Source organism: Nostoc sp. (genome assembly GCF_036917155.1).
In the GTDB taxonomy this organism is placed as follows: Bacteria; Cyanobacteriota; Cyanobacteriia; order Cyanobacteriales; family Nostocaceae; genus Nostoc.
The window spans coordinates 17,722-39,180 of the sequence record NZ_JBALDZ010000076.1; the positions used below are offsets into that span (position 1 = coordinate 17,722).

Genomic DNA, 21,459 nt, shown 5'->3' on the forward strand with positions numbered 1-21,459 from the left:
AAAATCTAAAATTAGTAAGTATTCATTATAAACTGCGTCCGAAATGCATTAATAGCTAAAGCTTGCTGAAAAGTCTTAAGAGCTTCTTGAAACTGGCTTGTGTTTAATTGTTGAACACCTAATTGGTTGAGCCCCAATGCTTCATCCTTGGGTTGTTGTGTCGTTTGCGCCTGTGCAATCAGGGTAGTTTGTACATTTCCCCTTGTCTGTGACTCCGCAACGCCTACAGGTAAGGACAGGGAAAGCACTAAAAACAAGAGAGAGGGATTTGAGACGGTAATGCACGAAAAGCAGTCCTCCAAGCAGATGAGAGTAAATTACTCGCTAATTCTCTATATCTCTCACGCTTGGGGAGGTTATGCAAAATGACCAATTTATAAAAGATTATTTAGAAGAATTGTTACAACCATTGGGTTCAGTACAAGTTCCTCGGCGAGTCGCAGGGGAAGTCAGAGAAATGTTTATCTGTCTGAACTGCGATTGACAAGAGGAATTATCTGATTTACCTGATATGCAATGTCGGGTTGAAAGTGGCACTATCCGAGCTAGGGTAAGATTGAATCCATCTAGGTGCAAGGTTCGAGTAATGCCAACAGGATTTGAGAACAAGAAAAGCAAAACTAAAGGATCTTTTGCACCCAGCATAGATAGCCAAGACATTACCACTAAGTTTCAGAAATACTTCACAGAAATCAAACAGTAAATGCTGATTTTTTCTTCGATTTTCAACTTTGGTTGTGATCTTGAGTAATATCGTTCGATTGAACATCTATTTCAGTTTCAACTCCGACTGATTCTATCAGCTTTTCTGACGGCGTAAACTCATCAATAAGCGTAATTATCACTGCTGCCGCAGGCACTGCAAGCAGCACACCAATAAATCCAAATAGCTTACCCATTACCAAAAATGTTACAATCACCATCACTGGATGAATATTAACTTGCTGACCCATCACCAAAGGCTGAACAACATGAGCATCTATTTGATTCATTACAAAGAAAAGTATCAACACAAATATTAGTTTTAGCGGTGAAATACTCAATGCTACTAATGCTGGTAAAAAAGCACCAATGACCGAACCAAAGTAAGGAATTATTTCAAATAAACCTGCAATAATCCCAAATGGTAGTGCTGACGGAATACCCAAAATCAAAAGTCCAAATGTTGCTCCAGCACCCAGAAATATCATCGCTATTCCTGTCCCAAAAATCCAGCCTCGCAATCTTGTCTCGCAAGCCTTAAGGATTCCTTTAAACCGATGGTGATGTCGCCTTGGTACTAATCTTAAAATCCCTTTCACTAAGGAATTAGGATCGTAAGCCATGTAAAGCGCTAAAATTAACGTTGCTACCAACTCTACGGTTAAACTCAAAGCTTCACCTAAGAAAACTGGTACTCCCCCTAGTAACTGGTCGGTCAAATTCCGTAATTGTATTAGTGCTTGGGAAATGTCAGGAATAAAAGCAAATTTCTGGCGCAGTTGCTCAACATCTCCTGTCAATCTATTGAGATAAGTTGGTAATGTTTTGATTAATTTTTGAGATTCAAATGTCACACTAGGTAGGACTACAGTAGCTAATACCACAACAAATCCGATGATTAATCCAATTAGTAACAAAACAGCAATATCCTGTGATTTGACTAACTTTTGCAAAAACCTTAATAGGGTTCGTAAAATTAAAGCAATCAATGCTGCAACAACTAAAAGTTCTAATACTGGTAAAAGTTGGTATAAAATGTAGAGTACCACCGCTACCATTACTGCCAATGGCGCACCACGAGTTAACTGCGACCATCCATTCTCTGTATCTCTGGGATTCGCCATTACTATCACTTATTCTTCTGTTTGAATTTTACAAATTTAGTGCCTGGGATGGCGCAGAATTTTTATTTTTAAGAGGAACTGTAAGCCTGATTAACACAAGTCTCATTTTTCTCTCTTGTTTGTGCCCATATAGTCAAGTCAATTTTAATTTGTTCAGATATTTCACTTCCTAGCTAAAATTTTATTCTATTTACCCTCACAGAGGTCTAGAAATTTAAATTATCTTTCTTGAAAATTGAAGAAGGCAGCTATGCTGAGGGCAGAGGGCAGTCCCAATGAAAAAATTTCATCACCATGAATGAAAATGTCATGTGAGACGGATCTATGGATCTATATAGATACTCATCGAAGGAGTATTTTCAAGTCAGAAGGTTCAATTTAGAAGGGGATTCAAACCCCTCCTAAATTGAGGCCACAAAACAAGAAAGTTTGGTGGGGGTCTTAAACCCTTGTTCCCTTCTCTTCGAGACGCTGCGCGAACGGTCACGAGCTTCTTGACACGAGTCAGAATTCCATAAAAGCCAACTGAGCCTCCTGCCCTCTGCCTTTCCCGATAAGTTTAACATTTTGTGCATCTGCATAAAATTATCCTGTTTTCTTGAGTTGAGCTATTTCAAATAGTGTCGCAGCCATGACCACAGTTGATTTTTGAACTGAACAGGCTCTGGTGATGGTGAATAAGTTGATGGTTTTGTTTGAGCAATATTATTCATTGAAAGTACACAAATAGTTAGTTCGCCATCTGTAAAATATCTGTCACCTCCTCCGTTACGACCAACCCATGTGGCCCCTATACCTGTGACTTGATATAATTGGGCAATCTGGTGTGTCAAATCAATACTTTTAATTACGTTATCTCTTTCTTGATCAATGTCTGCGTCAATATGGTGAGTAATCTGTCCTGTGCGGTGGCTAAGTTCCACGCTTTGGTCAAATGTTGCTGAACCTAACCATAAGGGTCTACTATCAGCATTCAGGTTGTTTGATTGCCACAAGCGAATGTGATGTCTAGTTTTGGCATTGTTTCCTGTAGGTAGTTCAAAAGCTAAATCCTGTTTACGGCCCCACAGATATAAATTACTTACAGGTGCAGTTGGGTAAGAATCCTTAAGGAGAACACTTTTAGCAATTCCAACACTTGAGCCTAAGGTGATCGGGTCTGCCGGATACCAGCCTGCTGCCAGTAGCACCTGCACCACTTCTGCTGTTGTACCGACAAATCCAATATTCAAAGGATCTCCAGAGATCCCTTCTGCCGTTTGCGTCGTTTTCGGAGAATGTTCCAGCTTGGGGTTATGTTCGTAGTGACGCCACAGTGCTGGTAAAACCACATAACTCACCACTCCATATAAGCCGAGTAAACCAACTGACGTTCCAAAAATATACCAAAACCAATGTCGATGTTTTGGGTGTTTATCACTATTTGAGTTAGAGGCTTGTTGCATTTGAATCCGGCGACCAAGCTATATTGACTTTTTTAATTAATCATCTCTAGCTAATAGGTTGTACCACTGATCCCTTGGCAAGAGCAGTTGATCTGACTCAATTCTTAGACATTCTTCCAAAAATACGATATCCTCTTCTTTCCACTTGGGTTTTAACCCTCGACCCGGCAATTCCCAAAGACCCTCTAAACCCTGCTTTCTCCATTTGTGCAAAACATCTCTAACTGTTTGCTTATCCCAATCAAAGTGGGCTGCTATTTTTTCTACATACCAGCCATGTGCGTTTAGCCTGATTACTTCCGCTCTATCTTTAACCTTCTGTGGCACTTCCTCTGTTTTTAGTGACTTTGCAAGATTTTTACTGGAATTGTCTAGTTTATCCCGTGAAGAGTTATTAGCAAGATTTAATTCACATCAATAATCTGTACCAATACTGTTCGGTTAAGGCAAGAGACGCGATAAATCGCCGTCTCTACAATAATCATTCCTTTGTAGAGACGGCGATTTATCGCGTCTTTGGAATTTAGAATTTTAATCAAAAAACCTTAACCGAACCGTATTGTAATCTGTACAGGGCAAATAATTAGTAATAAAAAGCGCTTTTGTAGTAACAAGAGCGCTGTTTTATTGGCTCTGAACTTCATATATCACAATTAAACGGCTGCGCCAATGCGAAAGTGAAAATGCTTTTGGTACAAACAAATGACGGGAGCATCCCAGTTTTTATTTAGCGAGCAAAGATTAATCCATTGAGATAAGCTCTGGCGTTGAGCTAAGACTTGAGGAACGTTATCAGATTTCCATTGTGCGCCAGAAATTTTGGTTCGACGGTCAATCTGTTTGACAGTAGACTCAATAGCACCAGAACCAATGGAACAGATTTGTTCTGCTTGATAATATTGGTAATTGACAATCCGGTGTCGATGTTTCTCAAGATAAGTACAGAAATTAAGAGCTTGTTTTAGCTGACAGTCAGCAAAGACAGCAATAGCATCATCAACTTTTCCTTGCCAGAGAAAGGTTTTAGCCTGATGAAGCCGTTGATTAGAACCGCCAATCTTGTGTAGGTTTTCCATCAGATGAAACAAATCTTGTACCTCTAACCGACTATATAGATTAACACTTATACACGAGATATTTGTTACCAAAAATGTAATCGGAGAAACTAAACCGACCGCCTGGGAGAAAATGTAAATGGAGGTAAGTTCACCTCAACACCATCTGTTAAACTTACACTCACCAAAAACTTCTCATCCCAATTCCCCACCACACGCGTAAATAAATAAGAATCACCCTGTTGTGGATTTATACCCCGTTCTACTAAAACCCCAGTTTGGTCACTCACCCGCAGCTTTAAATGACCCGGTAAAGCTGTGTGAGAAGCTGTGCCAAGAACTAACAATAATGTCCACAAATTTGGTTCTGATTCCCCTAACAAATGCCAAGTCACGGCATATAATCGCAGTGGAATTGCTGTTAAGAGAAAATCTTGATACGCACCCCGCGCCACAGCCGGAATTTCTAAACCTCGCTGCTGAAGTTGGTTAATAATGGCTGGAAACTCTTCTGTTGGACTTCGCATCGCCGCCGTTGGTGTCAAACTCGGCAATAATCGCCAAGAAAATTCCTCTGCTAATTCATCTAATTCATCCCACAACCAACGTCCCACATTCAGCGCTGGCTCTGTCAACAATTTTAGTAAATCTTTTAAGCTGTCACTAACTGAAGACGTGTGTGTTTGCTGCTGTAAATTATCAATCCAATTCAGCAACTCTGGATGAGTCAATACTACCTTTCCCTGTTCCCAAGTTAATACTTGCCATAGTTCTGTTCCAGGCGATCGCAATTGGGGTAATAATGCTAGTAATTCATTTTGAATTGTCGATAAAAGCTGGGTATTTTCGCTTTTAGCTGGTAAAGCAATTGTCTCTGGTTCTAGACAACGCAAGTATAACAATAAGCGGTCTGGATTCTTCTCAAACCAACTCACAGGTATTTGATAATTCCAATCTGCTGATGATTGTAAATTAACTCTTGTCTGGTGTTCTCTTAACTGCTGATAGGATAAAAATCCCGAAATAAGTGCTGCATCTTCTTCTTCTAAAACTTCCACCCACACATAAAAATGAGGAATATATTCTGGTAAATCTACAACTGCTTGCGGTAAATACATTTGCTCATCAGTCAGGCTACCAGTGGTAATTAAACAAATTTTAAATTTCCCTACCTGTAAATTTGCCACAGCCGCGATCGCCTTGGCAAGTGCTGGCTGCAAAGTTGTACATCTTTCCCGGTTAATTGTCAGAGAAATTGCCCGTGATGCTAACCATTCTTCAAAAGCGCATAACGCCAAAGCATGAATATAAGTTTGCCACTGCTGAGACGAATTTTTGATTTTACTACTGACTTCTACTGCTTGAGTAATTTGATCAGCAGAGAGAGTAATGGCGGCTGTTGGTAAAGATTCAAAATCTAGCCGCATCTGCGGAGTATTTGGGGATAAGTTAGTCATATTTCCTCATTAAGCGAATCGAGATAACGGCAGAGTCTTTCACTAAACAGACCATTTTCTATTGTGTTGATTTTTGCTGTTTGAGATTGATTTCCTGCTTCTTTTATAACTTGAGTAATTTGTTCGTCAAGAGCAAGTTTAATTTGCTGTTCTAGAGTTATTAGCCTGTCTGGATGAGAGTAGTTTTTTGCCAAATCCAAAACGCGCTCGCATAACAATAATAAAAGCTGTTGTCTGACATCAGCACGAAATTCTTTTAGTTTTAGCAAACGAGTTACTGCATCTTGGGCGCGTAATCCCATACTGTCAGCAATTTCTGTCATGCGTAAATTTTGACAGTGAAATAATTTGAGTGCTTGCAAAAACTTTTTGGCTTTTTCACCCTTTTTCCGTTCTAAACTATTTACCCGTGATTGAGTCACTATAGCCAATGCTTGTTCTAAACAAGCCAAAAATTGGGGGCGATATAATTGCAAAAATTCTGTTTGTTCATTATCTAACGCTTTGCTAGTGTCACTATACTCGTCACCAGTAATAGTATCTAGAGATTTTGTCGGTAAAGCCCCACCCCGCATACAAATCCGGTATTCTCTTAGTTGAGTCGCGAGTTTTTGCAGTTGTGTCATCACAGTCTCACTCTTGAGAGTTTGACTGGTTTGACTTTGGAGGAGAGTGGCGATTTGTTGTAGTTGTTGAGTTGTCGGTGTAGTACATTTCCCCCCAATCGAGAGCGATCGCTGTTGCAGACGTGCTGTCCGATAAACAGCATGGTAGCTTTCTAAAAGCTGTTGCGCTTGTTGAATTTCTGGAGGTGTTAAGGCGTAAAATTCTCGGAAAATGCGCTCTAGCTGTTGAGGTCGAGTATCATTGAGAATTGCCCAGTCACTCACCATGTAAACTCCGCACTCCAGCAAAAATTTATTGAGTGCAGCATCGTGTTTGACTCTGGTAGTTGTCCAGGTTGTGAGACTGCTTTGTTGTGGGTTAAAACTCTGCAAAATCTTTTGAGAAAGAGATTGATAAGTGCCATTCGGTTGTAGCCTGCCATCATCATCTAGGACGTAAGGCAGCAAATCAGCACAACTGAAACCGTGAACACTCCCAAAATTGGCTGCCAATTGTAAGCAAACTTGCTCAATTTGCCAAGATATAAAACACAATAGACAACGTTGTGCTAACAAGCATTTATCAGCAGGCGCATCCCGCGATAGTTGCAGCAGTTGGAGTTGAATTTCTGCATCTGGGACATGATGACGATCTGTATTATCTGCGTAGGCGTAGCCCGTCGTAGACATGGCGTTCCCTCCACCAGAGGCGATCGCTGGGAACACATCTACAAAAAACGCCTTAGCTGCACTAATTTCCCGAATCTGTCGCCGTCCCGCCCCATCAATTTTCACTAGTTGCCAATATCGTGATGCCACACCCATAAGTATTTGAACTAAACCATCAACAGCAGTATCGCCTGACATTGGTTCTTAATTCCAGAGTCACTCACCTTATGCAGTTTTAGCTTGTATGGCAAAAACTCATTGAGGACAAAAACTGAGGATCTTAGTAGAGACGGCGATTTATCGCGTCTCTCTAACCGTCAAAATGAAAATGAATTTGACAGACTACTATGAATAAAAGTTAGGTTTTGGCAGTTCATCATTTAACGCCCAGTTTCCGATATCTTGGATTTTGTAATCTACTGGATCGTGGAGAGTGAACGTGCGGAGATTACGCCAATAGCGATCAAAGCCATATTTTGCACTAGTCGCACGTGCGCCCATAACTTCAAATATGCGGTTGGTAATGTCTAAGCCGGCTTTAGTGGCGACGACTTTAGCAGCAGCAACTAAGAGCGCACATTCTCCCCGCTGTTCTGAGGTCAGTGACCATTCCCGCTCCCAAGCTGCTTGTAGCAATTCTCCCGCCTGCTCAGTTAAATGTGTAGCTGCTTGCAGATCAACCCATATTTTGCCGTAGTGCTGGAGGATGTAAGGATCTTTGGTTGCACTCTCTACACCTGATGTCAGCCAAGGTTTTGTATTCGTGGAAGTATACGTTTTAGCAGCTTCAAAGGCTCCCTGGGCAATTCCCAGGTAGATATTAGCAAGATTCAATTGAGTTAAGCAGGCGCGAATAGTGGTGAAGGGTTGACCTTGTTTGTCTCTACTACTAAGAATTTCGTCAGGGTACACCAACACATTCTCAAAAGTCACACTACCACTGTCTGTTTGCCGTTGCCCGATATTATTCCAATCATGATTAACAGTAACGCCTTGCCGTTGGTTAGGAATTACCAAAATACTCAATTCACCAGTTTCTTGATGAATGGCAGCGATCGGCAATATATCTGAGTCTTGAGAGCCAGAGCAAAAGCTTTTAACACCGTTGAGACGGAAATAATTATTTTCTGGTGTCAGAGTAGTTCTTTTATCTAAAGGGTTAAGGGCATTGCACCAAAACCAATTATTCTGAATAGTTTCTGAGTAATATCGCTGTTTTTGCTCCGCCGAACCAAAGATATGAGGAATGACTACACCTAGATGGTGGTAAGAAAAGACGTGAGCAATGGAGCTATCAACCTTGGCAAACTCGCGGGTAATTTGCAGAACGGTAATCCAGTTTTGTCCGAAACCACCGTACTCTGTGGGTACGATCAGTTTTAGTAAGCTGCTTTGACGCAAGCGATCGCGTTCATACTTTGGTGTTCCACCTTTGGCATCCCGCTCTACAGCAGTTTGGGCAAATTCCTTTGCTAAAGACTTAGCTATATCAAGATAATTTTGAGATTCTTTAGTTTCGATTAATTGCATATCTTGCAACTTCTCCGGCTAACCTTTTGTAAGGAGTAACTATAAACTTGCTTGGAAAAACTTTCAATTTACAGTGTTTTGATAAAACTACTGTACTATCACCATATCATTACATGGTTTAACTAATAAAGCAAGTTAAAATTAAATTATTTTTTGCTAAATCTATAGCTTCTTAGTGCCAGATAAAAAATATTTACTTGAGAGTCAAGCAGGAAAAAAATACATGAGAAAAATTATTTTAATGTACTTGTTTTTTAAGAGCATATATGCAATATTATTAACTTGAATAGACTAACCTACTCTAGCTTAATCGGTAAACAATAGTTAGTAAGTAATGGACAAAAATCTAATGATTGTCTAAAAGTTTAAATACTTTTACAGATAGACATTTCCTTGGCAAATAGACCAGCTTTTAGAGGAATTCTATTATTGTGAAAACAAGTATTTTTTGACACTAAAATATGCAGATAAAACTTCAGAAATTCACTGATTTATCTGATTGTATCTGTAAGTGTAGCAATATTAGTGAAACCTTTTAAGTGTAATAGTAATTCAACATTTCTCAGGGCAGTCATAAGTTTTTAGCTGGACAATTCACTGAGATGTCTGATGGCTTTCACTAAATTTTTCAAATCAACAATGTGAGGAGTGATAGAAATGTTCAACCGTTCATTTCATAATTTATTTATGGAATCGGTGATTTTGGGGGCTACTTTGCTAGTCAGCACATCAGCCCATGCCGAAGACAGCAAATTAGTGGCTGAAACCGCCAATTTCAGGGACAATACCTCGGTAATAACCATTGCCCAAACGCCTAAAATTCCTGAAATCAATAGTGATACAAATGTCCAACAGACAAACAGCATGTCTCAGGTAACATCTGTATCTCAGTTTTCAGATGTGCAGCCAACTGATTGGGCTTTTCAAGCACTCCAGTCTTTAGTTGAGCGTTATGGATGTATTGCGGGGTATCCAAATAGCACTTATCGGGGAAACCGCGCCATCACTCGCTATGAATTTGCAGCAGGTTTAAATGCTTGTTTATCTCGAATCAACGAGCTAATTGCAACAGCTACATCTGACTTAGTTACCAAAGAAGACTTAACTAGCGTCCAAAGACTGCAAGAAGAATTTACCGCTGAACTAGCAACTCTACGAGGTCGTGTTGATCGTTTAGAAGCGAGAACTGCGGAACTAGAAGCCAATCAGTTTTCCACAACTACAAAGCTTTCTGCGGAAGTAATTTTTGCGATTACAAATGCCTTCCAAGGCACAGTTAATGGGAATAACACCGTTTTTCAAGATAGAGTTCGCCTCGTTTTCAAAACTAGTTTTACAGGTAAAGACACTCTCAATACTCGTCTAAGTACCGGAAACACTACTACCTTGCAGCTTCCTGGTGGTTCAGCCGAAGGTTTGCAAACCTTCAATCTTGCTCCTAGTAACAACCAATTATCCGTAGATTGGCTCTCTTACTACTTCCAAGTTGGCAGCAAAATCGATGCTTATATAGGAGCCGTAAACGGAGTATTTTTTGATTTCATTCCGACTCTGAGTCCTTATTTGGACAGTGCTACAGGCGGCGGTCGTGCTTTGACAGAATTTGCTTCCTCTAGTCCTATCTACCGTATTGGTGGTGGTGCCGGTGGAGGATTCAATTATCGATTAAGTGACCAATTGGTATTGAGCTTGGCTTACTTAGCAGGAGATCATGCCAATCCTCAGCCAGACAGCGGTTTTTTTAATGGTCAATACAGCGCCTTTGGACAAATAGCATGGAACCCCAACAAGAACTCTGGCATTGGTTTGACTTATGTAAATGCCTACCAAAATCGGGGAGGAATATTTGACCTTGGTAGTGGTTTTACACTAGTCGGAACACAACAAGCCAATACTCCATTTGAACGGATGATTACCAACTCCTACGGAATGGAAGCTTTTTATAAATTTAGTCCTCGATTTGCAGTCAATGGCTTCTTTGGCTACACTAACGCCAAGAATCTGGCAGGTAGTGGTAGTGCAGATATTTGGTACTATGCTCTGGGATTGGCATTCCCAGATTTAGGTAAACAAGGCAACCTTGGTGGTGTTGTTGTGGGTGCAGAACCTTATCGGGGTGGTAATCCTGCACCTGCAAACGATTTATCCTTACACATTGAAGGTTTTTACAAGTATCAGCTTACAGATAACATTGCCATCACCCCTGGCGTAATTTGGATCACGGCTCCTGCTCAAAACAATGACAATCAAGATGCAGTAATTGGCACTGTCAGGACAACCTTCACTTTTTAGATAATTAGCAAAGGTGCAAAGAGCAATTTATATTATGTCCGCTGAATTTGGCTGGCTTTTCCAAATGCTCCGCCTCTGGGTTGGATTTGCAACGCTCATAGGATCAACTTAAATAATGTTGGATTTATCAGGGATAAAGCATTCTGGTAAATTTTAGATTTTAAATTTTGGATTTTGGATTAAATAATTACAAATCCAAAACTTTAAAAAATCTTTCAATTTTAGATTGGCGATCGCTTAGTTAAGCCGAACGAATCTATGAGCGTCTTTTAGATTGAAAAATTTCCTAATCCAAAATCTAAAATCCAAAATTGAGTCACCCCAATAGAGAATGTGGCAATTACAACCAAGGATGGCGCGGGGGATAGACACCATTGAGGAAGTAGTTACCAACAGCATAGTATTTCCAACGCACAGGATCGTGGAGTGTGTGAGCGCGGGCATTTCGCCAGTGGCGATTGTAGTTGAATTCCTCCAATGTGGACTTAGTACCTGCTAGTTCAAACAACTTGTTAGTAGCTAGTAATGCTGCTTCGGTGGCTAAGGCTTTGGCTTCAGCAACTGCGATCGATGCTTCAACTACCTTGGGTTCTTCTAAACCTGACTCGTTGGCAACGTCAAGAAATTCGCCTGCACGACGCAGCAATGCTTCAGCAGCGTGAACCTGAATTTGGACATTGCCTAAGTTGTACAGTGTCAGCGGATCTTCGTAACCTTTTTCTAAATTGCTGTCAACCCAAGGGCGGGTATATTTACGGACAAAGTGAATGGTGTCACGGACTGCGGCTTTAGCAATTCCTACATCTACGGCGGCTTGGATGATTTGCGCGATCGCACCCATTGGAGTAGCCCTTTCAAAGGCTAAGTAGTGCGGAATCACGTGTTCTGCTTTAACTTTCACATTTTCAATAATGGTAGTGCCGCTAGCAGTAGTACGCTGTCCGAAGCTCGTCCAATCATCAAGTAGGGTTAGTCCTTCGGCATCTCTTTCGACAAATGCCACCACTGTCTTACCATCTGAATTGCTGGCAATCACAGGAACCCAATGCGCCAGTAATGCTCCAGCAGAGTAGTATTTGCGTCCGTTGAGTACGAAGTCAGATCCAGATGGTTCTAACTTTGTCTGCACATCGGTGACAGACTTAGTGCCAATTTCCGAGAAGGCGTTACCAAAGCGCTTACCTTGTAAAACCAAATCAAAGAAGAACTTCTTCTGCTCATCGCTGCCATCCAAGCGGACTGCTTCCACCATGTAGAGGTGGTTTTGGGGAATTTGACCGAGGCTAGAGTCAGCTTCGGAGATGATTTTAACTACTTCTGCCAGGGTGGCACTTGAGACAAAAGCACCGCCATACTCTTTCGGGACTGTAATTCCCCATAATCCACTTTGGGAGAACTTTTCTACCTCTTCAGCAGGTAAACGCCGAGTTTGATCGCGCTCTGAGTCTCCCTTGGCAAACTCAGCTGCTAATTCGTGAGCGATCGCGATCGCTTCTTTGTCATCCCGAATAATATGGGCTTTTTGTTCGGTATTAATTACTGATGTCATAATAAAGCTCCTTGATTGTGATTGATCATCTTTAAACGCAGAGGAACGCTAAGGAAAACGCGGAGGTACGCAGAGTTATCCTAAATTTAGGAAGTTTATGCAATAGACATCTCCAGAAATTAAATATGCGTTATCCAGAGTCCTTGTAGAGACGTAGCACTGCTACGTCTCTACATTCATTTTCGGAGATGTCTAATTAGGTGTTGATGTCTGCGTAGCGTTTCGCTAGTTGCTGTAGAAGTGGGTTTAGCCGTGATCTCAATGGCGTTGCTGAATTGAGGTATGAAAATTAAAAATTCCATTTCTCAAACTCTTACTCTCTGCGCCTCTGCGTGTCAGCGAAGCGGGGTGTAGCCCAAAAAAATCATACTTTATTTAATAGGACTTACGCACACTCTATGAATTCTCGGCGCTCTTGGCGTCTTCTCTACGAGACGCTGTGCGTTGGCGTCAGCCTCTCGAAAAGAAGGCGGTACGATAAATTAGGCTTTTTGGCGATTTTTGCGTAAGTCCTATTTAATTCAGCAACGTCAGCTCAACAAAATCCACTCTTATAAAGTGTGTGTTAATCTACACCCCAACCAACTCATCAGATGTCCGACGATTAGTTTTAAGTTCACGCACAAGTGGGATTACTGTCTTACCAAATGCTGGTAAATCATCTGAGTAGTGTAAGAAGCCACCAAGAATTAAATCAACTCCCACTGCATGGAACTGGCGAATCTTTTCAGCTACTTGTTCAGCCGTACCAATCAAGCCGGAACGGAAGCCATCGTTATACTGCACCAAGTCTTCAAAATTGGAATTCGCCCACATTCCCTCACGTTCACGAGTCGAAGATCCCGCCTGTTTCACCGCTTCGCCAAATCCTTTCACGGCTTCTACATCAGCTTGAGCAATAATATCGCGCAACACTTCATGGGCTTCTGCTTCCGTATCTCGCACGATGATAAAGGAATTCAGTCCAAACTTAATTTTGCGTCCTTCAAGACTCGCTAATTTAGACACTTCTGTAATCTGCTCTTTCACTCCTTCTATGGTATTGCCATTCATGAAATACCAATCAGAGACGCGGCCAGCCATCCGCCGCGCTGCTTTGGAGTTACCACCTTGGAATATCTCTGGGTGTGGATTCTGATTAACTGGTCTAGGCTTCACCCAACCGCCGTTAATCCGGTAAAAGTCACCCTTAAAGTGAAACTCATCCTCAGTCCACAAACCTTTGAGAACGCGGATAAATTCTTCTGAACGACGATAGCGTTCGTCATGGTCTAACCAATGTTCACCATATATAGTGAATTCATCTTTAAACCAGCCGCTAACTACATTCAGAGCAAACCGACCGTTAGAGAGAAAATCAATACTGGCACCGATTTTGGCAACTACTCCCGGATGCCACAATCCAGGGTGAACTGCTGCAATTAGCTTCAATTTTTTGGTGACTGGAGCTAGAGCTGATACGGTTGTAAGTGCCTCTAGCTGGTACTCCGCGCCATAGCTGGCGATAAATCTGGCTTGTGCTAGAGCATATTCAAATCCAACTTCTTCAGCCGTCTGAGCTAGTTGAGCATTATATTCGTAAGTCCAATCTGTGCGTTGGGGAATTTTACTAACAACTAACCCACCGCTAACGTTGGGAATCCAGTATGCGAATTTAATATCTACCATAATTGTGCGTTTGTAATTGAAACTGCTTGGTTATTTATCTAAGTTTGCAAGTGATGCAACAAAGCGGAATTTGTCATCACTAACAAATCAGCTAAAATTTGATAGAGCAAAATCTTAGTCAAAATCGAAAGCTTGAGAGCGGTTGGAAACTACTCTGAGTTTACAAGTAGACAAATCTCTGATGGCAATAATATACCATAAACCGATCGCACTACCGTAGTTCTGAATGAATCAGACTTTATCACAACAATTTTTCTGATGTCGTGATTCGATATACTTAAATTCCATTTCTGTATTCCAAAATGGAATACAGCCCATTTTTGCTGAGTATTTAATTATTTTTTATATTAGCTGGCTATTATCCTGATTCTGTCAGGGCAATCAGGAATCAGGACTCGACAAAATATCTATACCATTCCATATCGTGATAGATAACTGATTTTCATGTATCATCTGCAACTGTACACAGCAGAAATAAATATGGTAGTGTTAACTACTAAATCACGGTAAAAAGGTGTAGATGCCGTAGTTTAATTGATGCCTCGTAAAAAAAAGCACAGGAAAAACATTTATGCCGCTTCAGTTTGGAATTTGGTCGCCGGTCTGTGGTGGATGGTTGCGGGTTGTCAACCATGAGGCTAATTTATCCACCCAAGATTTGGTAAAGCTGGCAGTTCAGGCAGACGAGTTAGGTTATGACTTCTATTACATTCCTGAACATTACTTAAATGCAGTTCATGGGCCTAACTATAATGTTGCTGACGGTTGGATTACAGCAGCTTTAGCAAGTTTGAACACTAAGAATATCAAGATTGTTGCGGCTGTACAACCTGGTTTTAAACTACCTGCGGTGGTGGCCAATTTGAGTGCAAACATTCAAAATCAATTTAGTAATGGCAGATTTGCTCTCAGTGGTATTGCAGGCTGGTGGAAATTAGAAGTAGAAAGCTATGGAGATATCTGGCTACCCCATAGCGATCGCTACGCACGATTAGAAGAGTATATTGAGGTAATTAAGGGGCTGTGGACAGTAGAAGGCTTTAATTATGTTGGCAAATACTACACCATTAAGGGCGGTATTCTCGCAGATCAACCGACACCAACACCACCAATTTTTATTGCTGGTGAATCAGATCGGGCGATTGACCTAGCGGCTCGCCGGGGAGATTATTTATTTATCAATGCTGATGATCCTGAAAAAACAGCAGCACTGGTGCAGAAAGTGAAAAAATTGGCTAGCGATCGCTACGGTCGTCAGATTAAAGTAGCCATGAGTGCTTTTGCGATCGTTCGTGAACATACCGCCCAAGCTGAAGCCAGATTAGAAGCGATTTATCGTTCTGCCGATCAGGAGCAGATTAAGTACTTTCAAGAGCAAATCGATCCTAACGTAGTTGCCCACAACAAACTAGATATCAGTCAAACCATTGAAGCCAATCTCGGTTTATCCGCTCAACTCGTTGGCGATCGCTATACTGTTATTCAACGCCTGAAAGAATACGAAGCCGTTGGCGTTGACTTAATAGTACTCAAATTTGAATCTATGTTGGAAGATACTATTCGCTTTCACAAACTAGTTATTTCCGAATATGCAGAGCAGAGTACTTTAATTCCGTTGTAATTAAAAATCTTGCCTTACCAAGCCCCGTTGGGTCGGGTGTGGGGGTGTAGGGGTGTAGGGAAAAAAGACTAGCCCCAACAACCCCTAGGTTAAAAGCCCCGTCCCTTGGGACAACCGCGTTGGACGAGGTTTCAATCCTCGTCCAACGCACCAGAGCCAATACACCCTTATACCCCTACACCCCTAAATTACTAGAGTGAATAAGATTAAACTCGAAGACATTACCCTAAATCACCTGAAAATCTTAAAAGCAGTCGATGACTGTGGTAGCTTCTCCAAAGCCGCCCAAAAGCTAGGATATAGTCAAGCATTAATTAGTAAAAAAGTCAAACAAATAGAGGATTGTTTTGGAGTAATTCTCCTAAATCGCTCTCCTGGCTCTATATACTTGACTAATAAAGGCAAGAAATTGATTTCCCAGACACTCAATGTAGTAGAAACTGTAGAAAATCTGCAAGAAGAATTTCAGGCAACATTTAGCGCTGAGGGCGAAAATTTGACACTGGGAGCTACTAATTTAATTTTAGAAGTCTGGCTCCAACAATATTTGCAGCGATTTCAGCTTTGTTTTCCGGGTAGAAATATTAAAGAGATTGCAGTTAAAGATAGCAGCTTTTTTTCAAATTCTCAACTCATAGAAATGGATCTCTTGCTTAACAGTTGCGCTGGATATAAAGAAGAACACCACTGCACTAGATTAACAACTCATAAAATGCTGTTGGTATCCTTTGGAGCAAGTAAATATCTCAATGAGCGTAGCTTAGTTAAAATAAATGATATCGATCTGGCTGATGTTGTGCTTTTAGACGAGGTTCATCAGGAACTATCTAAAAATGGATTTTTGATAAATAAATTAAGTGGCGTACAAGTGCTAAATAGTTATCAAGATGTACTCAACTATGCTTCAAAAAATCAAAAGCTAACGATTTTACCTGACTTTTGTCAAGCTGATATAATATCTGAATACGAAGCCTTAATTTTTCCGATTCAAGATGTTAACGAATATGGAATTTATCTTCATGTTCCTCGCTTTAGTGAATTGTTAATATCCGCAGAGAGTTTGGTGAGAAGTTTTAGACTCGATCGGGATAACTTAGAAAGTTTACCCAATGTAAATCTATTTTTAGGTAGCGGTTCTCCCAAAGAGGAAAATATTCTGAGGATAGGTATTCAGAGGGATTCTATAGGACAGTTTGTTGCTGGCTATGGAACTAAGTATATTTCTGATTTGCAGAGAGCATCATCACTTGAACAGGCTATTTTCAAAAATGTTGAAATTAATCGAGATTTTGAGTTACAAATTCTGCCGTTTGCTTCTGGGGAACAAATGAACCGTCAGATGAAACGGGGAGAACTAGATATTTGTATTTTAGATGATATTTCTCTTTTGAATAATGGTAGCCAATTTTTTGATGATTTAAGTTTTGGTTCTAAATTAATTGGGATTGCTTCTTATAATATTTTGGGTCAAGATATAAATATTGTTCTGAATAAAGATTCTCCGATAAACACTGTCCAGGATCTAAAAGGTAAACGAATTTCTACCTTATTTGGTTCAAATGCTCATAGGTTCATCATTACTCTTTTTGATCTCTATGATCTGGATGTCAGTATAGATTGCAGATTAGTGAATGAAGATCCTCGTAAAGCAAGTAAGAGTTTGGCAAATAAAACTATAGACGCTTACGTATGTTGTCACACCTTTGCCTCAATTTTAGAAGCTTATGCTTTTGTCAGAAAACTACCTTTATCTCAAACAACTAATTTAAGAATTCCATCAATCAGAGGAATTGTTTGTCGCTCACAGTTTATTAAAGAAAATCCGAAAATTGTAGTTGCTTATTTACATGATTTAGTAGTTGCTAACTATTGGTTTAATTCATCTCCTATAAATGCGGCAGATTTATTAACTAAAGTGAGTGATGTTAGGACAACTCAAGTAAATCAGTTTTTTAATCCTGTCTTTGGTAATCGTATCGATCCGACTCTCAAACCTCAATGGTCTTGGTTACTGAAAACTTTAAATCGCAGGTTAGAAGGGAAATATGGGATTTCACTATTTGATGTAGATTTTTGGATAGATGATTATTTTTTAAGACTTGTCTACAATTTGTTGAATCTAGATTATCATTTTCATCAGGTTTCTTTTGCAAGTGAATTTTCTAGCAGCTATTTTGTTGAGGAACAGTTTAGCAGACATCTAAAAGTCCTCTATGATAAAGATAATCTACCGCTACCAATACCTTTGCCAATTTATGAGGGTTCAACGCCTGTTGAAACAGGATGAAGAGTGCTGAGTGTGGTAAAAACACACCTAGTAGTCTGTCCCAAAAGTTTTGAGAGGTTAGTGGTGTTCAGATCCCCGACTTCTTCAAGAAGTCGGGGATCTAGCAGCCCAATAAAATTAATGCGATAGACCACTAGCCCTGGCGAATGGAATTCGCGGCTATACAGACAAAACCCACCTCCGTGGGTTTAAAATTACATAGCAGCCTACATAGATGAAACTATAGTGGCAGTTGCAGCCCACTTTTGGAATGGGATGGTAATAGTCCAGGTCCCTGTATATTTATCAGAGGTGGTACAAGCAGTTGTGACACAATCTGGACGTGCCATCTCTGGAATTAGCGGGCCAGCGGCACAAGTCGAAGCAACAAAAAGCATTTTGAGACTTAGCAACCGACCAACTCAACTTGATGAATCTGAGATTTTGTTTTCTCTAGCACTGCCAGATTTACAAATACCCCAAGCCTTAGCATCGGCAAAAGTGCAGTGTCGTTTACCACATCCAGATGAGTTGGAATTACTCACTGAATGGTGCGTTGCTTATAATGTGGAAGCTTTAGGACAAATAGAAACCACCAGTTCGCATCCAGCTTGCCGTCTCGTAATTGAAGCCCGTCAAGCTACGGCTACGCATTGGGTTTTGGTAGCAGGAGATACTCTAGTTTCTTACTCTGCCTTTAATGCCAGCCTACCTGATATTGTGCAAATTGGTGGAGTTTGGACACCTCCAGCATTGCGGGGTAAAGGCTACGCTAAAAGTGTGGTAGCAGGTTCGTTATTAAATGCGCGATCGCAGGGAATAAAACGTGCCATCCTATTTACAGGTGATAATAACCACGCAGCCCAAGCAGTTTATCGAGGAATTGGCTTTTTGCCGACTGGCGAGAAATATGGCTTAGTGTTATTTGAAGAAACATCGAAATTTTAGATTTTTTAGATTTTGGATTTTGGATTCAATTATTCAAAGTGCGTTCAATCATAATAGAACTGAGAGTTTCATCATCAGGACTGCTTTATGATGTATCAAACTGACCCGCCGCGATCGCCAAAAGATGTATTGCCGACCATGTATGATCTTCCCAGTGAAGATCCTGAGGAGCCTGGTTTGCCCGATCAGTTTCATTTATTGCAACCTCGTCTGTTAGACGAAACCTTTCATCCACCAAATTATCCTAGCGACGAAATATTTGTTGCTAGCGATCTGAATCTTTATTATGACCCGCGCTATCCACTGTGGCATAAGCGACCAGATTGGTTTGCCGTTTTAGGTGTTTCCCGTCTCTATGAACAGCGGGATTTACGCTTAAGTTATGTCGTTTGGCAAGAGGGAGTTCATCCTTTTATTGTGATTGAGTTGCTGTCTCCCGGCACTGAAAAGGAAGATTTGGGGCAGACATTGCGGGATATCAAGCAACCACCAGGAAAATGGGAAGTATATGAGCAGATTCTACGTGTGCCTTATTATGCAGTATTTGATCGGTACAAATATAAATTAAGGGTGTTTAAATTAGATGGCGGTCGTTATGCTGAGATAGCATTGTCAGAGTCACGTCTTTGGATACCAGAACTAGAATTAGGCTTGGGCGTCTGGCAGGGACGCTATCAAGATGTAGAACAGCCCTGGTTACGGTGGTATGATGGGACTCTCAATTGGGTATTGACTTCTACTGAACAAGAAAGTCAACGGGCTGAACGAGAAAGTCAACGAGCTGAACTAGAAAGTCAACGGACTGAACGGTTGATTGCACAATTGCGATCGCTAGGCGTTGAACCCGACTTAGATTAGCTTTTTACCTATCTCATAACCCAGCAAACCACTCATAGCCCTTATCCTCCCAATAGCCTTTTTCAGTAGGTAACAAATTGCTGACGAATGTAATTTGAGTTACCCACTTACTTTGCTTATAGCCTAGTTTTATCGGAGATGCTAGGCGCATAGGCGCACCATTATCAGCTGATAATGGTTGTCCATTCTTTTGATAAGCCATGAGAGTTTGGGGATGTACAGCAGAGGCAATATCCCAGCTTTCATAATAGCCATCAGCAGATTTGAAGTAGACATAGCGGACATTTGACTTAGGCTGTACCAGCGCTACTAAGTCTCGTAATCGCACACCTCCCCATTGAACGATCGCAGCCCAGCCTTCAACACAGACATGGCGAATTACCATTGAAGTCAAGGGAAGTTTTTGAATATCTGCCATACTCAATTGCATCGCGTTATTAACCTCACCATCAATCGTCAGGCGAAACCGCGCCGGATCAATTTGCGGGGTGAAGTTAAAGGAATTAACCAGCAATTTGTCTGCTTCTATGGCATTGACAGAAAATTCAGGTACTAGTTTTTGACTTAGCAGGAGTGCTTCAAAACTTTGGTTTAGTGGCTCAGATATTTGCCGCAGATTATCTGAGAACAAATTTGTCCCACAGCCACCTAAAAGAAAACCTACACCTGAAAATCCAGATAGTTGCAGTAACCGACGACGAGATAATGTGCTTTTGGGAAGAATCAGACTCATAAGAAATTTGGGTTGTTCCCCGTCCTTGGAGGACGGCTTTACTGTAAAATCAATATACGGTGAAATTACTAAATGCAGGAAATTGACTCGTTGCCAAAGCTTAAGTAGTAACCCAGTGACATAGCGATAGCGACACGAGAAAGCGAGTCCGCGAGGGTCGTATCCACGCAAATTGAGTCGTGGGGTGTGGGGGTGAGTACACCCTCTGATCAAACGTAACCGTGCCCGTAAGTTCCGCAAACAACATAAGTGAACAAGCAATTGTTAGTAGTGTTGGGAGGGGGAAAAAGCTCCGTACCTTTAGGTCGGAGAATGGTTACAGAACCTCTACAGGAACATAGATTTAACTAGACGGATGCTTCCTACCTTCAGGGCAAGTAAGGAATGAACAATTGTAAACAGTATGACAGTGGGAACAGTGATAAAGTGAACAGTCCGTAAAGTCTGCCAACTCCCAAACAGTCCAGAAAGCCAATGCAATTGAGCAGGTTTGTACATCGCCAAACCACTCAAGATGGCCAGCAGTAGCACTGGAATGATAGCAGTATAAACTAGGCGATGCCATGCGTAATTCTTGCGCTTTGGATTCTGGCTGACTTGCAATGCTTTTAAATCACCGCCATCGGCAAAGCGACGCTGCCAACGACGAGTTACAAAGATATAAAGTCCATACCAAAGTAAATTCATTGAAAACAGCCACATAGCAGCAAAATGCCAGTGTCTTCCACCTCCTAACCAACCTCCCAGCAACAAAAAGTCAGGAAAATGCCAACCTGCACGCCCTCCAAATACCGGATTAGCATTATAGATTTGCAGTCCACTAGCGATCATCAAGATGAGACTAATGATATTAATCCAGTGAAAAGTTTTTGATAGAAAAGTCTGACTTGGTGTTGAGCGGACTTTGCGTTTAGATAAAATCATACCAATTTTGGAT

The 21,459-nt window shown here is 41.0% G+C and carries 17 protein-coding genes and 1 pseudogene; 6 read left to right on the forward strand and 12 right to left on the reverse strand.

Annotated elements, in window-relative coordinates; all coding sequences use genetic code 11:
• Nucleotides 1-358 precede the first annotated feature (358 nt).
• Nucleotides 359-484, forward strand: coding sequence for a hypothetical protein (locus tag V7K67_RS11265; protein ID WP_334733108.1), 126 nt, complete (start codon nt 359-361; stop codon nt 482-484).
• 241 nt (nt 485-725) lie between these two features.
• Here the strand turns inward: V7K67_RS11265 and V7K67_RS11270 are convergent, their stop codons facing one another.
• The 8 genes and pseudogenes from V7K67_RS11270 to V7K67_RS11305 form a co-directional block, all read right to left on the reverse strand.
• Nucleotides 726-1,826, reverse strand: a complete 1,101-nt coding sequence (locus tag V7K67_RS11270) for an AI-2E family transporter (protein WP_335166554.1) — start codon at nt 1,824-1,826, stop codon at nt 726-728.
• A gap of 608 nt (nt 1,827-2,434) precedes the next feature.
• Complete coding sequence (locus V7K67_RS11275; RefSeq protein ID WP_335166556.1) at nt 2,435-3,271, reverse strand: LssY C-terminal domain-containing protein; 837 nt, start codon at nt 3,269-3,271, stop codon at nt 2,435-2,437.
• 36 nt (nt 3,272-3,307) lie between these two features.
• A complete protein-coding gene (locus V7K67_RS11280) occupies nt 3,308-3,598 on the reverse strand; it encodes a helix-turn-helix domain-containing protein (protein WP_334733095.1) in 291 nt (96 codons plus the stop codon).
• A gap of 77 nt (nt 3,599-3,675) precedes the next feature.
• Complete coding sequence (locus tag V7K67_RS11285; protein ID WP_334733094.1) at nt 3,676-3,810, reverse strand: hypothetical protein; 135 nt, start codon at nt 3,808-3,810, stop codon at nt 3,676-3,678.
• Between the two features lie 114 nt (nt 3,811-3,924).
• A pseudogene (locus V7K67_RS11290) lies at nt 3,925-4,383 on the reverse strand (ISKra4 family transposase); the annotation flags it as partial.
• A gap of 53 nt (nt 4,384-4,436) precedes the next feature.
• Entirely contained in the window at nt 4,437-5,783 is a 1,347-nt protein-coding gene (locus V7K67_RS11295) for a DUF1822 family protein (protein WP_334733093.1), read from the reverse strand.
• On the reverse strand, nt 5,780-7,255 hold the full coding sequence (locus V7K67_RS11300) for a hypothetical protein (RefSeq protein WP_335166559.1): 1,476 nt from the start codon (nt 7,253-7,255) through the stop codon (nt 5,780-5,782). The genes V7K67_RS11295 and V7K67_RS11300 overlap by 4 nt, the downstream gene beginning before the upstream one ends.
• Before the next feature lie 147 nt (nt 7,256-7,402).
• Nucleotides 7,403-8,587 carry an acyl-CoA dehydrogenase family protein gene (locus V7K67_RS11305; RefSeq protein WP_334733091.1) on the reverse strand — a complete coding sequence of 395 codons (1,185 nt, stop codon included), beginning with the start codon at nt 8,585-8,587 and terminating at the stop codon, nt 7,403-7,405.
• Nucleotides 8,588-9,244: 657 nt separating this feature from the next.
• On the opposite strand from V7K67_RS11305, the gene V7K67_RS11310 reads away from it, so the two are divergent.
• Nucleotides 9,245-10,879, forward strand: a complete 1,635-nt coding sequence (locus tag V7K67_RS11310; protein WP_335166561.1) for an iron uptake porin — start codon at nt 9,245-9,247, stop codon at nt 10,877-10,879.
• Nucleotides 10,880-11,219: 340 nt separating this feature from the next.
• Here V7K67_RS11310 and V7K67_RS11315 read toward each other — a convergent pair whose 3' ends face one another.
• Both V7K67_RS11315 and sfnG read right to left on the reverse strand, forming a co-directional pair.
• Complete coding sequence (locus V7K67_RS11315; protein WP_334733089.1) at nt 11,220-12,428, reverse strand: SfnB family sulfur acquisition oxidoreductase; 1,209 nt, start codon at nt 12,426-12,428, stop codon at nt 11,220-11,222.
• Nucleotides 12,429-12,998: 570 nt separating this feature from the next.
• Complete coding sequence (gene sfnG, locus V7K67_RS11320; RefSeq protein WP_334733088.1) at nt 12,999-14,096, reverse strand: dimethylsulfone monooxygenase SfnG; 1,098 nt, start codon at nt 14,094-14,096, stop codon at nt 12,999-13,001.
• A gap of 571 nt (nt 14,097-14,667) precedes the next feature.
• Here sfnG and V7K67_RS11325 point away from each other — a divergent pair.
• The 4 genes from V7K67_RS11325 (at nt 14,668) to V7K67_RS11340 (ending at nt 19,789) form a co-directional block, all read left to right on the forward strand.
• Nucleotides 14,668-15,717, forward strand: coding sequence for an LLM class flavin-dependent oxidoreductase (locus V7K67_RS11325; RefSeq protein ID WP_335166563.1), 1,050 nt, complete (start codon nt 14,668-14,670; stop codon nt 15,715-15,717).
• Nucleotides 15,718-15,913: 196 nt separating this feature from the next.
• Nucleotides 15,914-18,004, forward strand: a complete 2,091-nt coding sequence (locus V7K67_RS11330; protein WP_334733086.1) for a LysR family transcriptional regulator — start codon at nt 15,914-15,916, stop codon at nt 18,002-18,004.
• A gap of 255 nt (nt 18,005-18,259) precedes the next feature.
• On the forward strand, nt 18,260-18,931 hold the full coding sequence (locus V7K67_RS11335) for a GNAT family N-acetyltransferase (RefSeq protein ID WP_334733085.1): 672 nt from the start codon (nt 18,260-18,262) through the stop codon (nt 18,929-18,931).
• A 90-nt stretch (nt 18,932-19,021) separates the two neighbouring features.
• Entirely contained in the window at nt 19,022-19,789 is a 768-nt protein-coding gene (locus V7K67_RS11340) for a Uma2 family endonuclease (RefSeq protein ID WP_334733106.1), read from the forward strand.
• Between the two features lie 13 nt (nt 19,790-19,802).
• Here the strand turns inward: V7K67_RS11340 and V7K67_RS11345 are convergent, their stop codons facing one another.
• Together V7K67_RS11345 and V7K67_RS11350 are read right to left on the reverse strand one after the other, a co-directional pair.
• On the reverse strand, nt 19,803-20,522 hold the full coding sequence (locus tag V7K67_RS11345; RefSeq protein WP_334733084.1) for a molybdopterin-dependent oxidoreductase: 720 nt from the start codon (nt 20,520-20,522) through the stop codon (nt 19,803-19,805).
• Nucleotides 20,523-20,849: 327 nt separating this feature from the next.
• Nucleotides 20,850-21,446 (reverse strand): cytochrome b/b6 domain-containing protein, encoded by a 597-nt coding sequence (locus V7K67_RS11350; RefSeq protein WP_334733083.1) that lies wholly within the window; start codon nt 21,444-21,446, stop codon nt 20,850-20,852.
• Nucleotides 21,447-21,459: the final 13 nt, after the last annotated feature.